Origin of the sequence: uncultured Psychroserpens sp. (assembly GCF_947494225.1) — a bacterium.
GTDB lineage: Bacteria > Bacteroidota > Bacteroidia > Flavobacteriales > Flavobacteriaceae > Psychroserpens.
Window position 1 is genome coordinate 193,450 of sequence record NZ_CANLUG010000007.1, and the last position, 13,900, is coordinate 207,349.

General features: G+C 32.3%; 13 protein-coding genes. 8 read left to right on the forward strand and 5 right to left on the reverse strand.

Going from position 1 to position 13,900, the window contains the following annotated elements; all coding sequences use genetic code 11:
• Position 1: 1 nt before the first annotated feature.
• Genes Q0893_RS15905 through Q0893_RS15915 form a run of 3 tightly spaced genes read right to left on the reverse strand, consistent with a single transcriptional unit; the run spans position 2 to position 2,167 of the window.
• A complete protein-coding gene (locus Q0893_RS15905) occupies positions 2-811 on the reverse strand; it encodes a DNA/RNA non-specific endonuclease (RefSeq protein ID WP_298903686.1) in 810 nt (269 codons plus the stop codon).
• Complete coding sequence (locus tag Q0893_RS15910) at positions 804-1,607, reverse strand: tetratricopeptide repeat protein (protein ID WP_299277493.1); 804 nt, start codon at positions 1,605-1,607, stop codon at positions 804-806. The genes Q0893_RS15905 and Q0893_RS15910 overlap by 8 nt, the downstream gene beginning before the upstream one ends.
• A complete protein-coding gene (locus tag Q0893_RS15915; protein ID WP_299277496.1) occupies positions 1,604-2,167 on the reverse strand; it encodes a sigma-70 family RNA polymerase sigma factor in 564 nt (187 codons plus the stop codon). Before Q0893_RS15915 ends, Q0893_RS15910 begins: the two co-directional genes overlap by 4 nt.
• 87 nt (positions 2,168-2,254) lie before the next feature.
• On the opposite strand from Q0893_RS15915, the gene Q0893_RS15920 reads away from it, so the two are divergent.
• From Q0893_RS15920 to Q0893_RS15950, 7 genes are all read left to right on the forward strand, one after another.
• Entirely contained in the window at positions 2,255-2,905 is a 651-nt protein-coding gene (locus Q0893_RS15920) for a hypothetical protein (RefSeq protein ID WP_299277498.1), read from the forward strand.
• 59 nt (positions 2,906-2,964) lie between these two features.
• Positions 2,965-5,721, forward strand: a complete 2,757-nt coding sequence (locus Q0893_RS15925; protein WP_299277500.1) for a CHAT domain-containing protein — start codon at positions 2,965-2,967, stop codon at positions 5,719-5,721.
• Positions 5,722-5,776: 55 nt separating this feature from the next.
• A complete protein-coding gene (locus Q0893_RS15930; protein WP_299277503.1) occupies positions 5,777-7,399 on the forward strand; it encodes a vitamin K epoxide reductase family protein in 1,623 nt (540 codons plus the stop codon).
• 78 nt (positions 7,400-7,477) lie between these two features.
• Positions 7,478-9,667, forward strand: coding sequence for a peptidase domain-containing ABC transporter (locus Q0893_RS15935; RefSeq protein ID WP_298903692.1), 2,190 nt, complete (start codon positions 7,478-7,480; stop codon positions 9,665-9,667).
• 84 nt (positions 9,668-9,751) lie between these two features.
• A complete protein-coding gene (locus tag Q0893_RS15940) occupies positions 9,752-10,018 on the forward strand; it encodes a hypothetical protein (protein WP_298903693.1) in 267 nt (88 codons plus the stop codon).
• 92 nt (positions 10,019-10,110) lie between these two features.
• Positions 10,111-11,403, forward strand: a complete 1,293-nt coding sequence (locus Q0893_RS15945) for an HlyD family efflux transporter periplasmic adaptor subunit (RefSeq protein ID WP_299277509.1) — start codon at positions 10,111-10,113, stop codon at positions 11,401-11,403.
• Between the two features lie 73 nt (positions 11,404-11,476).
• Entirely contained in the window at positions 11,477-11,701 is a 225-nt protein-coding gene (locus tag Q0893_RS15950; protein ID WP_298903695.1) for a hypothetical protein, read from the forward strand.
• Between the two features lie 73 nt (positions 11,702-11,774).
• Here the strand turns inward: Q0893_RS15950 and Q0893_RS15955 are convergent, their stop codons facing one another.
• Complete coding sequence (locus Q0893_RS15955) at positions 11,775-12,575, reverse strand: tetratricopeptide repeat protein (RefSeq protein WP_298903696.1); 801 nt, start codon at positions 12,573-12,575, stop codon at positions 11,775-11,777.
• Complete coding sequence (locus tag Q0893_RS15960) at positions 12,572-13,135, reverse strand: sigma-70 family RNA polymerase sigma factor (RefSeq protein ID WP_298903697.1); 564 nt, start codon at positions 13,133-13,135, stop codon at positions 12,572-12,574. Before Q0893_RS15960 ends, Q0893_RS15955 begins: the two co-directional genes overlap by 4 nt.
• Before the next feature lie 285 nt (positions 13,136-13,420).
• Here Q0893_RS15960 and Q0893_RS15965 point away from each other — a divergent pair, with 285 nt between their 5' ends.
• Complete coding sequence (locus Q0893_RS15965) at positions 13,421-13,891, forward strand: hypothetical protein (RefSeq protein ID WP_298903698.1); 471 nt, start codon at positions 13,421-13,423, stop codon at positions 13,889-13,891.
• Positions 13,892-13,900 lie beyond the last annotated feature (9 nt).

Sequence of the window (13,900 nt, forward strand, 5' to 3'; positions counted from 1 at the left end):
ATTAATTGAAACTCCAGTCTTTATAGCTACTTGACGCCTCTAACCTATCTTCAATAGCATCGTCTAATTCTGGGAAAAAGTCTATCCCAGTTAGTTTTTCTACAGTATCTACAGATACAACATACTCATATAAGGGTTTGTTAGAATCTTCGTGAGGCATCAAAAATGCAATAACTTTCGTTTTTCCCGTATTATTATCAATAAGTAACTTATAGAATTGATTAGGTACACTTACATCCTCATCTCCAATAGTTTTCATATTTCCGTTCAAAACACCACCAGTGACTACAAAAACACCATCATATTTACGCGCCCAATAGCGCACTTTTTGTTCGAGCTTATTCCATATTCCAGAATTAAATTGATGGTTTTGTGGACTAATATTACTCGTTAAAAAGGTTTCATCATGAGCTTCTTGGCTAAACCTCCTATCACCTGCAGGGCACAAATGACCTCGATCATATCCCGATTTTTTATAATTCCTCCAATGTGCTGCTCCAGTTTTTACGGCTTTGTCTATTTCAAAATAAGGACGTTTAAAATTTGTTGTAGATAAATGCGACTTTTTTAGCTCGTAGGCCACCCACTCTGCTTGTTCATGAGGTTCACTATAAGATAGTGAATAGCCTTCATGATGCACAATTTGTCCGGTTGTGCTCGTAGGTAAAAAATACTCGTTAGTATCAGTTTTTACAGCTCCTCCCTTTTCAATAACTGCATTAGATGCTTCCTCCTTTAAAAAATGTTCGTAGCTATAAATCCCAACAACTATTAAAATAGCAACAAGGGAATAAATGGTTTTTCTATTCATTATTTAATTCAGATAGTAGTGCTTCGGCTTTTTCATGATTGTCGAGCGATTTTGAAACAATCATACTTAAAATGAATTTTGCTTCGTCTACTCTATCTTGTTTTAGAAGAAGTAACGCTTTATACCAGTGCCCAGCGTTTCCATCAATAGCATTATTAGTTATTAGGGTATCAAACGTAGTCGCTGCTTCATCAAATAACTTTAGTTCAGTTTGCGCTATTCCTATGTAAAGGTATAATGTAATATTGTTTTTTTCACTTTCTAATAGAGGCTCAAAAATAGTGAGTGATTCCTCGTAATTTCCTTTTTCAAAAAGTTGTTGCGCTGTGATTAATTTTTGTTCAACTTCATTTCCAGAACTTCTCGTTGCAAACGACGGTAAGTCACCATAGTTTATATAATCATTGTATAAATCTTGGTTCGCTATATTTTGATTAAAAAAGAGCTGGAACGCTAATAAAACAACTATGGATGCCGCGGCCAGGTAATAGAATGTTGTCTTATTGAATGTATTAGAAGTTTTCTCTTGATTAGCACTAACTTTATCTATGGTATGCTTTAACGCTTGCATATCCTGACCATCCAATAATTGTCGATGCTCCTGCACTTCTTGTGACATATTATCAACAAAACTCCAATGACCCTTTCCCAAGGTTTCAAAAATTTGTTGCTCAAATTCAAACCCTTCCTTCAAAGCATCATCAGACTGCAATTGTTTTAAAAACGCAGATTCCTCGTCTTTTGATAACAATCCTTTTAAATACTTCTCAATTAAAATATGATCTTCTTCTGTCATAATTTACTTAGTAAAGAAAAACGTTTATCTTTTTTTATGAACGTCTTCAATCTATTTTTACACTTAAAAACACTTTGTCTGGCAACAGTTTCCGAACTATAACTAAATTTTATCACCATGTCCTCATAGGATACTTTGGAAAAGTAGTGTTTTAATATTTGTTTGCATTTTTCAGAAATTAACTCTAAACTTTCAGTGTATAATTCCCAACGCTTTTGTTCCAAAACGGCCATAGCAATGTCTTCATTATCATCCCTCAGTTCTACAATTTCATGTTTTGTTACCCAAATTTTTGACTTATTTAATTCTCTACGCCATAAATTCTTACAAACTGTAAAGAAATATGCTTCAAACGTAGATTGAATGACAAATTTTTCTTTCTTATACCTAACTGCTAATTGCAATAGGGCTTTTTGAAAAACATCTTCGGCATCTGTTCGTTGCCCTTTGTTACTAGAAACAAAGCTTAATACTTGAGAAAACATTTTTTGATAGATTTGAGCAACAACAGCTTCGTTGTTGTTTATTAATCCATTCAAGTAATAATCAGGGGTTTTCATTAAATTTATTAATAAATTAAAAAAAAATGCTTTTTTTGGGGTAACAAATATATATATTTATCACAGATGGGTAAAACAATTAATATTATGAAAACACAAACGTTTAAATTATTTACCATTTTAGCTTTAATGCTAACAACAAGTTGTTCTGTTGACAACCTTCAAGATGATTTTGAAAATAACACTCTAGAAAGACAAGTTGACACAGAATTTAATTCAGAAACCCAAAAGGATGCGAATTCAAAAAAAGAAGATGCAACCGCATATGAAAGAGGGGCAAATCCAAATATAGAAATCTTAAATGAGATCCCTCCTTTAGTTGAAACAGGAGAGATTTATTTGGATATGGACAAACTTCAGTTTGAACACTATAATACTCCTGGAAATGAGCCTGTAACAATAGCCTTTAACTTATTTTACAGAAATTCTATGATGGAGCATTTCACTATATATTCTGTTGAAACCAGTACTATTTGCGCAAACGTTGAACGATGGGTTGTTAATCTGGCCGAATATAGTTTATATGGTATTTCTGTTAATGATAATGGTGATGATGATGGCACTAGTTCTACCCATGGTAACGGTTCAGATTCTACAGGAGGCAATACTAGTAATACTGGACCTGGCTTAGGTGACATTAATGGTAACAGCAAACCACCTCCACCAAATGAAGACAGTGATGAAGACCCAAGAGACAATTATCTCTTATGTTTTCCGCCTGTAGTATTTATTCCCTAAATAAAAAAGGGTAGCTGTATACAGCTACCCTTTTGTTAATTTAATACCCTTATATAAATTTGACAACAACTAGTTTTAAAAGAATATTAATTAGCATTTGCTTTACATTAAATCTACTGGCTTTTGCACAAGAGCCCTCACAAAGGTATTTAAACATCTCTGAAGATGACCAACTAACCATAGCTGAAAAAGAGAAGAAATTTGACTCCCTTCTTAATGTTCACAAAAAAAACAATGCACTCGATTTTTTAATAGAAGACACCTTCGAGGTCTTTAGATGGCAATACAAAAGAGGTAATAATATAGATAAGGCAATAACTCTAAACAAAAGAAACTTGTTGTTAATGGATTCTATAAACTATGAAAACCATGAATTCTATAGAAAAAACATTTACAGCTTAGGGTTTTATCAGCGAAAAAAAATTGAACTTGAAGATGCCTTAAGTACTTTTAAACAATTGTTACGTTATACAGAGCCAGACGAAACTGTAATAAAAGGTGTATTCCAAATGGCCGAAATCTACTTTGATATTGAACAATACGATCTGTCTTTAAAATATTATCAACTTGGTCTAACGATTTCAGAACGATTACAAAACAACAACTACATTGCTAAAAATGCCATCGGCATTGGACAATCCAACAAACTTATAAATACTAATAAAAGTCTTAGAAATGGTATAAAAACACTTTCCAAAACTATTGAATTTGCCACTATTGTGAACGCAGATGATAGACCTGATAACAATATTCGTGAAAAATATATGCATGCGTTATATAATCAACTTGGGAATCTATATATAGATAGAGCTGATCATAATTTTTCAATGGGTAAACTCAATTTAGAAAAAGCACTTAGCATTGCCATTGAATTAGATAAAAATGACCTTATAGGAAAAACTAACAATGATATTGGTGTCTTGTATTTAAAAGAACAAAGTGAAGAGGCAGAAAATTATTTCAAAAAGGCTTTAAGTTATCAAACTAGTGGGCTGATGCAATCTATCATAAACAGAAACTTAAGTATTCATTATTTGTTTTTTAAAGATTATGATAAAGCACTTGAACATGTACAAACAGCATTGTCAATATTAGTAGAATTAGACCTTTCTGCTATAGAAAACCTTCCCTCTAAATCAAATTTGAGCAAGTCTAAAGTAAAATTTCAATTGATTTCTGGTCTTATTGATAAGGCCTTTATCTGGATGGAATTAGCTAAAAAATCACCAGATAATAAAAACTATATCAACCAAGCTATTAAAACCTTTGAATTAGCCGATTTTTTAACAGAAAAAGCAAGATTAGAAAGCAAAGAATTTAAATCGAAATTGTTTTGGAGAAAGACCGCAACTGAAATTTATGTAAATGCAGCGAAAGCGAGTTTTTTATCAAACAACCCTGAAAAGGCTTTTTATTTTATTGAAAAAAACAAAGCACTTCTTTTACTTGAGGATGTATCTCTTAAGATGTCGAGGAACAATACTAAAATCCCTGAAAGTATTGTAAGGCAAGAATCTCAACTTAGAACTGATATTGCAGAACTAGACGAGCACATAATTACGTCCAAAAACAAAGACGCTATTCAAAGTCAGTTACTTTTAGCTAACGACGATTATGATCAATTTATCAACTCATTAGATCCCAGTTATCGATTTTATTACAAAACTCAAAAACCAGCCGAAATAATAAACCTCAAATCATTTAAATCTACATTACTAGATAATACTAATGCCTATATCGAATATATTTTAGACGATAAAGAAGGTTTTGGTATTCTCATTACCAAAGATGAAACGCAGTTGTTTGAAATAAAAGATTTGGATCGACTAAAACAAAACGCACGAATCTACCGTCAACTTATAGAACAACCTTTCCTAGATAAAACATCAACATCACAATTCAGCACGGTTTCAAATGCACTTTATGAAGCTCTGTTTCCTAATCAAATAAAACCACTAATAAAAAACAAAAAACTAACAATTTTAGCGGATTATTATTTGCAAAATATTCCATTTGAATCCCTTCAAACATCTAAGGAGGATAGGAGTTATCTTATTTTTCAAAATGAAATAAGTTATGCCTATTCGTTATCCTTTCTTAGCGAGAATAATAAAATTGAAAGATCAAATAGGACTAATTTAATAGGGTTCGCTCCTGTTGAATTTTCAGATAAATTAACGTCCCTACCAAATACAGAAGAAGAGCTCAACTTAATTGATAAATTATTTCCATCAAAAGTCTATTTAAATGAGGGCGCAACTAAAGAGCGTTTCTTTAGCGATGGTAAAAATGCAAAAATCATACACATCGCTTCTCACGCAGATGCCAATGATAGTATTAGTCCTTGGATTGCATTTCGTAATTCAAGAGTAGATTTAAAAGAGCTTTATAATTTTAATAATACGGCAGACTTGGTTGTTTTAAGCGCCTGTAACACATCGTTAGGTGAGCTTAATAAAGGAGAAGGTGTGATGAGTTTATCAAGAAGTTTTTTTAACACAGGATCTCATAGTGTATTGCCTACACTTTGGGAGGTTAATGATAAAACAACCGTAAAGCTATTAGAATCATTTTATAAAAATATTCAATTAGGTCAAAATAAATCTTTAGCGCTTCACAATGCAAAATTAGATTATCTTAAAACGAGTACTTCCAATCAATCATTACCATACTATTGGGCATCATTTATTTTAATTGGTGATTCCGGAGCTATTGATATCAACAATGGAATTCCGTCAATATACTACTACATATCTATTGCTATCTTATTGTTAATCATTGGATTAATAATACAACGAAAAAAAACCAAAAATTAAGGGGTAACAAAACTACAAGTCTTGCACAGTAAGGAAACATTAAATATCCAATACTGTGAAAGACACGTTAAGTTACCTCGTATGGCACTTGTTAAAAACGCACAAGATAAGAGTTGATTTTGAAGAATTAACCTTCCAAATAAAAAGTCATCCAACCTACCCTAGCTTGCATGCCGTAACCGGAGTTTTAGACCATTTTAATATTGAGAATCTAGCTTTAGACATTCCTAAATCTGTAGAAACTCTTAAGCAGCTACCTACAACATTTTTGGCTCAAATAGAAGAAGACAACGAAAAAGCGTTTGTCGTTGTGTCAAAAACTAAGAACACTTACAAGTTAGTTTCATCTAAAAAAGAGGTAAAAACAGAGTCTGCATCTAACTTCCTAAACCAATTTACAGGCATCGTATTAGCCGTTGAGAAAGATAAAATTGAGGTTAAGTCAGATTCACATCGCACTAAAACGCTTATAATTCAAATGCTTGCCATAAGCACTCTAATTTTATGTAGTATTTTATTATTTATTTCTACCAATAGCATCATTAGCACACTGTTTTTATGTCTTTCACTTGTAGGTGCATACCTTACTAAGACCATTTTAAAGCAGGAACAAGGCGAAGCTACAATACTTGGCAATGCTTTTTGTTCTAACACTTCAGAAAAGAAAAATTGCGATGCTGTCTTGTCATCAAAAGGAGCGACAGTAGTACAAGGAATCAAGTTAAGCGATCTAAGTTTTATGTACTTTACTGGTTTAACCCTAGCCAATGTATTGTTAATCATAAACAACTCTGCCTTATCCATTCTAATGCTAGTAAGTCTGATAGCATTACCAATAACCGTCTATTCTATATACTACCAAGCGCTTGTCATAAAAAAATGGTGCTTCTTATGCCTAAGCGTTGTAGCATTAATGTGGATGCAGTCTTCAATCTCAGCAATATTCTTTGAACCTGTTTTTGAATTAAAAAGTCTTATAACAGTTTTACTTTCGTTTACAGTTGTTAGCTCACTTTGGCTGGTTCAGTCAAAGTTCCAAAAAGATAATAAGTCACTAATTTATACAAAACTTGAATTCTTTAAATTTAAAAGAAACTTTCAGCTTTTTAATAATCAATTAAGCAAATCTAAAACAATAAATACACGAGTTAAAAATACTGAAGAAATCACATTTGGCAATCCAAACAGCGACCTTCAAATAACGATTATTACAAATCCATTATGTGGACATTGCAAACCAGTTCATAAATTAGTTGAACAAATAATACGCCTCTATTCTCAAACTATTAAACTCACACTAAGATTTAATGTAAGTACAAAGAACCCTGAGAATAGATCAGTTCAAATTGCCACACGTCTTTTAGAAATATATTACACTGAAGGTCCAGAAACCTGTATGAATGCGCTGCATGAAATATATGGTAATTCCTTGCCTGATGATTGGTTTAAAGAATGGCAATACTGTTCAGAACCATCAACATATTTATCAACCTTAGAAAGAACATATAATTGGTGCACTGATAATGCGATAAACTTTACCCCTGAAATTCTAATCAACGGCAAAGCTTATCCCACAATTTTTAACAGAAGTGACCTTGAGTTCTTTATTGAAGACTTAATAGAACAATCTGCAACCGATAACAAAAACGTCGAGTTTTTACCAATTCAAGAAGCATAATATCATTAAAAGTTTTGAATTAAATGACATACCTGATGTTGCATTTTAAATGTTCATCGCTAAATGATTTATTAAAAATTGAGAAATAAATTCCCTACATATCAACAAACAGAAGCTAAAGATTGCGGTCCTACGTGTATAAAAATTATTGCAAAACACTATGGCAAAACAATCAACACTCAAGAACTCAGGCAGCTTAGTAGCACCACGCGTCAAGGTAGCAGTTTAATGGGCTTGAGCGATGCTTCAGAATCGATTGGATTTCGTTCTTTAGGTATTAAATTAGCTTTCAAAAAATTAATTGAAGCTCCTTTACCTTGTATAGTACATTGGAATAATGACCATTATGTTGTATTGTATAAAATTAAAAACGATACTGTTTATATTTCCGACCCAGCTCACGGGCTCATTACATATACTAAAAAAGAATTTATAAAATCTTGGATTGGTGAAAATGCAAATGAGAATACTGAAGAAGGTATTGCATTAATGATTGAACCTACCCCAACTTTCTACCAAACCGAATTTAATGATGATGAGACGTTTGGTTTCAGTTTTATTTTCAAATATTTATTTAAGTATAAGAAATTCATAATTCAGCTAATCATCGGGTTAGTTGCAGGAAGTTTATTGCAATTAGTTTTACCATTTCTAACACAAAGTATTGTTGATATTGGGATTCAAAATCAAGATCTCAATTTTATTTACCTCATCCTTTTTGCTCAACTAGCTTTATTTGTTGGGAAAGCATCTTTAGAAATAATTAGAAGTTGGATTTTACTTCATTTAAGTACTAGAATCAACATCTCATTAATTTCAGATTTCTTCATCAAATTAATGAAGCTACCTATCTCCTATTTTGATGTGAGAATGACTGGAGATTTATTACAACGTATCAATGACCATAAACGTATTGAACGTATTCTTACGACATCGTCCCTAACAATTCTATTTTCATTTTTCAACCTCATTATCTTCAGTTTCGTTCTTGCCTACTATAGTCTTCAAATATTTGGAGTATTTATCATTGGAAGCGCATTGTATATAGGATGGGTACTTTTCTTCTTCAAAAAACGAAAAGAACTAGACTATAAACGTTTTTCTAAAGTTAGTGAAGAACAAAGTAAAGTGATCGAACTCATTAACGGCATGCAAGAAATTAAACTGCATAATGCCGAACGACGAATGCGTTGGAACTGGGAATATGTTCAAGCAAAATTATTCAAAATTGCCTCAAAAAACCTTGCTTTAGAACAAACACAAAGTGTAGGCTCTAATTTGATTAATGAACTAAAAAACATGTTCATAACCATTTTATCTGCGACATTAGTTGTTGAAGGAAATATTACGTTGGGTATGATGATGGCTATTAGTTATATGGTTGGTCAACTCAATGGACCAATTGTACAACTCATTAATTTCATGAGAGAAGTACAGGATGCCAAAATATCTATCGAGCGTTTAGGTGAAATTCACAACATGGAAGATGAAGAAAAACCTGAAGATCGTAAAATCACTACAATTCCGAAGCAAACCGATTTAAAACTCAGCAACATTTCATTTAAATATACAGGAGGTTTAGATTCTGTAATAAAAGATTTGTCATTAACTATTCCAGCAAATAAAACAACTGCAATTGTAGGCACCAGCGGTAGCGGAAAAACCACATTAATGAAACTACTGTTGCGCTTTTATGACATTGACAAAGGTGACATTCACGTTGGAAATTTTAATTTGAACAGTATCTCACAACGCACATGGAGAGCCAATTGTGGTGTGGTTATGCAAGAGGGATATATTTTCAATGACACTATAGCAAATAATATTGCTGTAGGAGAAGACTACATCGATATTAATCGCTTAAAACATGCTATAGATGTGGCTAATATTTCAGACTATATAGATCAATTACCATTAAGCTATAATACCAAAATCGGAAGTGAAGGTAACGGATTAAGTACTGGTCAAAAGCAACGCTTACTCATTGCTAGATCTGTCTATAAAAACCCAAAGTTTTTATTTTTTGACGAAGCAACCTCAGCGCTAGATGCTAATAACGAAAAAGTAATTATGGAAAAACTCAATGCTTTTTTTAAGGACAAAACTGCTATAGTCATAGCACACCGATTAAGTACTGTAAAACACGCACATCAAATTGTAGTATTAGAACAAGGGAAAATTGTAGAAATAGGCAATCACAAACAATTGATCCAAAATAAAAGTAACTATTATAATCTAGTTAAAAATCAATTAGAACTAGGTAATTAAAAACATTCTCTCGCGAGGAATAGACACAACCCTTGGGTGTCTTTAAATGACCGAGGTTAATTTAATTTATTAAAACATTTTATTATGAAAAATTTAAAAAACTTAGGAAAAACATTAAACAAAATTGAACAAAAAGAAATTTTTGGAGGTATGCTTACGCATTATGATCCAAATTGTGATGATACTGAAACTTATGTAAGTCCAGGTTGTCCATGTTTTGCAAATTCTCAATGTGCAAACATGCAAAATCCAGATCATAATCAAGGATCTTATGATCCACTAGGAGGACCAAATCAAAATGGATCTGTTTTTGTGCAAGGGACTTGTGTAAATGGTGGATGTGTTGCCTAATCCAAAAAGCAATAAACAGGAGGTTGTTTACCAACCTCTTGTTTATTAACCCTTACAACGGTAATTAATCTTTTATTAGACTTATAAAATCCATGGAGATAGAAAACAAACCATTAGAACTTAGAAACGAACAAATCCAGGAGCTCCTTAGTGCAGTGCCAAATTGGATGATTCGTTATGGAAACATATTGATATTAGGACTTATTATAATGCTTCTCATGCTCTCATGGTTTATAAAATATCCAGATGTTATTTCATCTGAAGCGCAAATAACAACAAAGCTTCCACCTCAAAAAAAATATGCCTTAGTCACAGGAAAACTGGATTCTATATTAGTTAATGATAGTGCTTCAGTTAAAAAAGGAATGATCTTATCTGTTATTGAAAACACAGCAAATTTTGAACACATTCAGCTCTTAAAATCTACGATTGATACTATCAGACCTAATCATAAGTCTTTTACTTTCCCAATAGACAAATTACCAGTTCTATTTTTAGGTGATATCGATTCTCAATATGCCTTATTCGAAAATAGCTATATAGAATATCAGCTAAACAAAAAACTCAAACCTTTTTCCAATGAGCAAAACGGAAATCGGTTCTCCAAGGCCCAGTTATACTCGAGACTAAAAATACTAGAATCCCAAAAAAACATTAATACCACCGAATTGGCATTTCAGAAAAAAGACTTGGAGCGTCAACAACATCTCTTTGACAAAGGTGTTATTGCAAAACAAACATTAGAAAATCAAGAATTAGCCTATCTTCAAGCCGAACGAAGCTATGCCAGCATGGACGCATCTATAGCCCAAATTAAAGAAGCTATAAGCAATGCAAACACAAATCAGGTATCAACGTTAATAAAGAAAACTAAGGAAGAAATTAGTCTACTTAAAAATGTCATTCAATCCTTCAATCAACTAAAAAGAGCCCTTAAAACTTGGGAAATGACCTACACAGTTACTTCTGACATCAATGGAAAAGTGGCTTTTTCTAAACTTTGGGTCAAAAATCAAACTATCAATCAAGGTGAGTTATTATTTACAGTTATTCCCGAAGAAAACTCCTCATACATAGCTAAGTTAAAAACGCCCGCTCAAAATTCAGGGAAAATAAAAGTTGGACAAACCGTGAATATTAAACTAGAAAACTTTCCAGATACAGAGTTTGGGACCATAAAAGGTCATGTAGAAGCCATTTCCTTGCTTACTGATGATCATGGCTATTATTTAATTACAGTAGCACTCCCATCTCAACTTATCACATCCTATAATAAAGAAATTATGTTTAAACATGAAATGCGTGGATCTGCAGAAATTGTTACTGAAGACCTACGATTAATTGAACGCTTTTTTTACCGCTTAAAAAATGTGTTCAAAAACTAAAAATATTCTCTCGCGAGGAATAGACACAAGCCTTGGGTGTCTTTAAATGACTACGGCTAATTTAATTTTAAATATGAAAAATTTATTGAATTTAGGAAAAGGTTTAAACAAAGCCGAACAAAAGACCATACTAGGTGGAGGGTTAATTCACGTACCAGAAGAAGGACAAGAATGTATTGAAGGAATGTGTGCTAATATGCCAAACCCAGACTATGATTTAGGTCCTACAGGACATAATCCAGGTAATCCTGCCTTCGTACAAGGTGTTTGTAGAAATGGTGAGTGTTTTTACGCTTAATCTAAAAACAATAATCAAGAGGTTGTTTACCAACCTCTTGATTATTAACTTTCTTACAACAGTATTTAATTTTTTACTTCAAATCACTTAACAGTGCTTCCGCCTTAATATGATTATAGTATGATTTTTCAACAATCTCAGTAAGAAGGGCTTTGGCCTCATTAATCTTATCTTGTTTTAAACATAACAGGGCACTATACCAATACCCTTTTGGTGCATCAAGGAGGTCGCTTTTTATAAGTGTATTAAATGTTTGCTCGGCAGCATCATATTGTTCTAATTCAATTTGAGATAGACCTTGGTAAATATAAACTGCACCATTGTCTTTTGACGCTTTCAAGTACGATGTAAATATTTCCGATGCTTCTTCATATTGTTTGTTTTCAAAAAAGGTCTCAGCCTTAAATAAACCGTCCTTATCTTCTTCGCCTCGACTTACGAACGAAGGCAAATTTGAATAGTCTGAATAACTGCTATACAATTCGTCATTAGAGGTACCAAAATCAACAAACCATGACACTGCTAATAGAATAACCAACGAAGCGGCTATAGCATAAAAATAATAATTCTTCTTAGGTGCTACAGATAACTTCTGATTAGATTTGCCAACTTTTTCTATAAGATCTCTAGATTGCTGGCCTTCTTTACTTTTGATAAAATCTATCATGGCCTTTAGGTCTGCAGAATCTTCATTACTATTAAATTGCCAGTCTGTTTCACCTAAATTAGCATCCAGTTGTTTACTCAACTCTATATAAGATTTCAATTCTGAATTCAGCTCCATTTCACGCTCAAAAGCTATATTTTGCTCTTTTGTGAGTAAGCCTCTAAGATAATCTTCAGCACGGTTTATGTCCTTTTCAGATAGATTCATAATAATTTCAATTGCATGTATTTACCATCAGTTTTAATTAACTGTACCAGTTTGTTTTTACATTTAAAAACGCGTTGTCTCGCAACGTTTTCAGAGTTATAACCAAAATTTTGAGCAATATCTTTATAAGGTATTTTTTTAAAATAGCTCTTTAATATATTTTGGCAATTTTCTGATATCAGTTTAAGCTTTTCCTGAAAAAATTCCCATCGCTCCTGTTCAAGAACACTCAACGCAATATCTCTTTCTTCACTAACTTGTTCTTCAATAGAATAATTTGTTACCTCTTTTCTTTTCTTATTTAATTCTCGTCTCCATAGATTTCTACATGACACGAACAAAAATGCCTCAAAAGATGATGTAATTTGAAAAGGTCGTGTTTTAGCTCTTACTATAATTTGCATCAAAGCTTTTTGAAATATATCGTCGGCATCTGCGCGTTGACCATTATTTTTACCAATAAAAACGAGCACTTTATTAAAGGATTTTTGATAAATTTCTTGAACAATATGCTCTTCATTATGGATTAGCCCTTCTAAGTAATAGTTTGGGTCTTTCATAGAATACTACGTTATTTCAGTGTTTCTTAAAGTCACAAATATATAGATTTATCCGTTAGCGCTTTTTATACTTACCTGAATGACGCAAAACTTAATCTACTCCAATTTCAGTTATTTTAAATCAATACATTCCTGCATAAATAAAATATAATAATTTGACTATTATTCATCGCATCATCAAATTGGAATTAATATTTTCAATCTAGTTCAAATAAACTTTTATCTTTGATTGGGTAACAAAATATTCTTTCTAGAAACTATACTAAGAATCAAAAATATTTTATTATGAAAAAAATTAATTTAATGAAGAGTGTTAGTTCTGTATTAATCTTACTACTTGTATGTGCATGTACAAGCGATAATATTAACGAGGACCCCAATAACACCGAAGTTTCAGACACCGTTTTATTGAGAGGCGGAGGCAATTGTTTAGTAGATGATACCATTGAGGTTATTGTGGAGTATGGCTTTCCTTACCATGTGTTACCTAATGGGCAAATTTTGACTATTGCTCCTGAACAACAACAGGAAATTAAAGACGATTATTTTGATGAAATGTCTAGGCTTTTCACAATTTGTCGTGTTCTTAGAAGTAGTTGTGATAATGTAGAAAAGTGGATTGTACTTGAAGATGAGTATAACGCCGCTGGTGGTCCATCTTTGGAAACCAACAATAATTCAACAACTGAAGGAGAATCTGTTCTAAAAAATCCAGAAGATTATACAGGAGATTGTACCTTTAATTCTAAATCTTAAATAAACAAA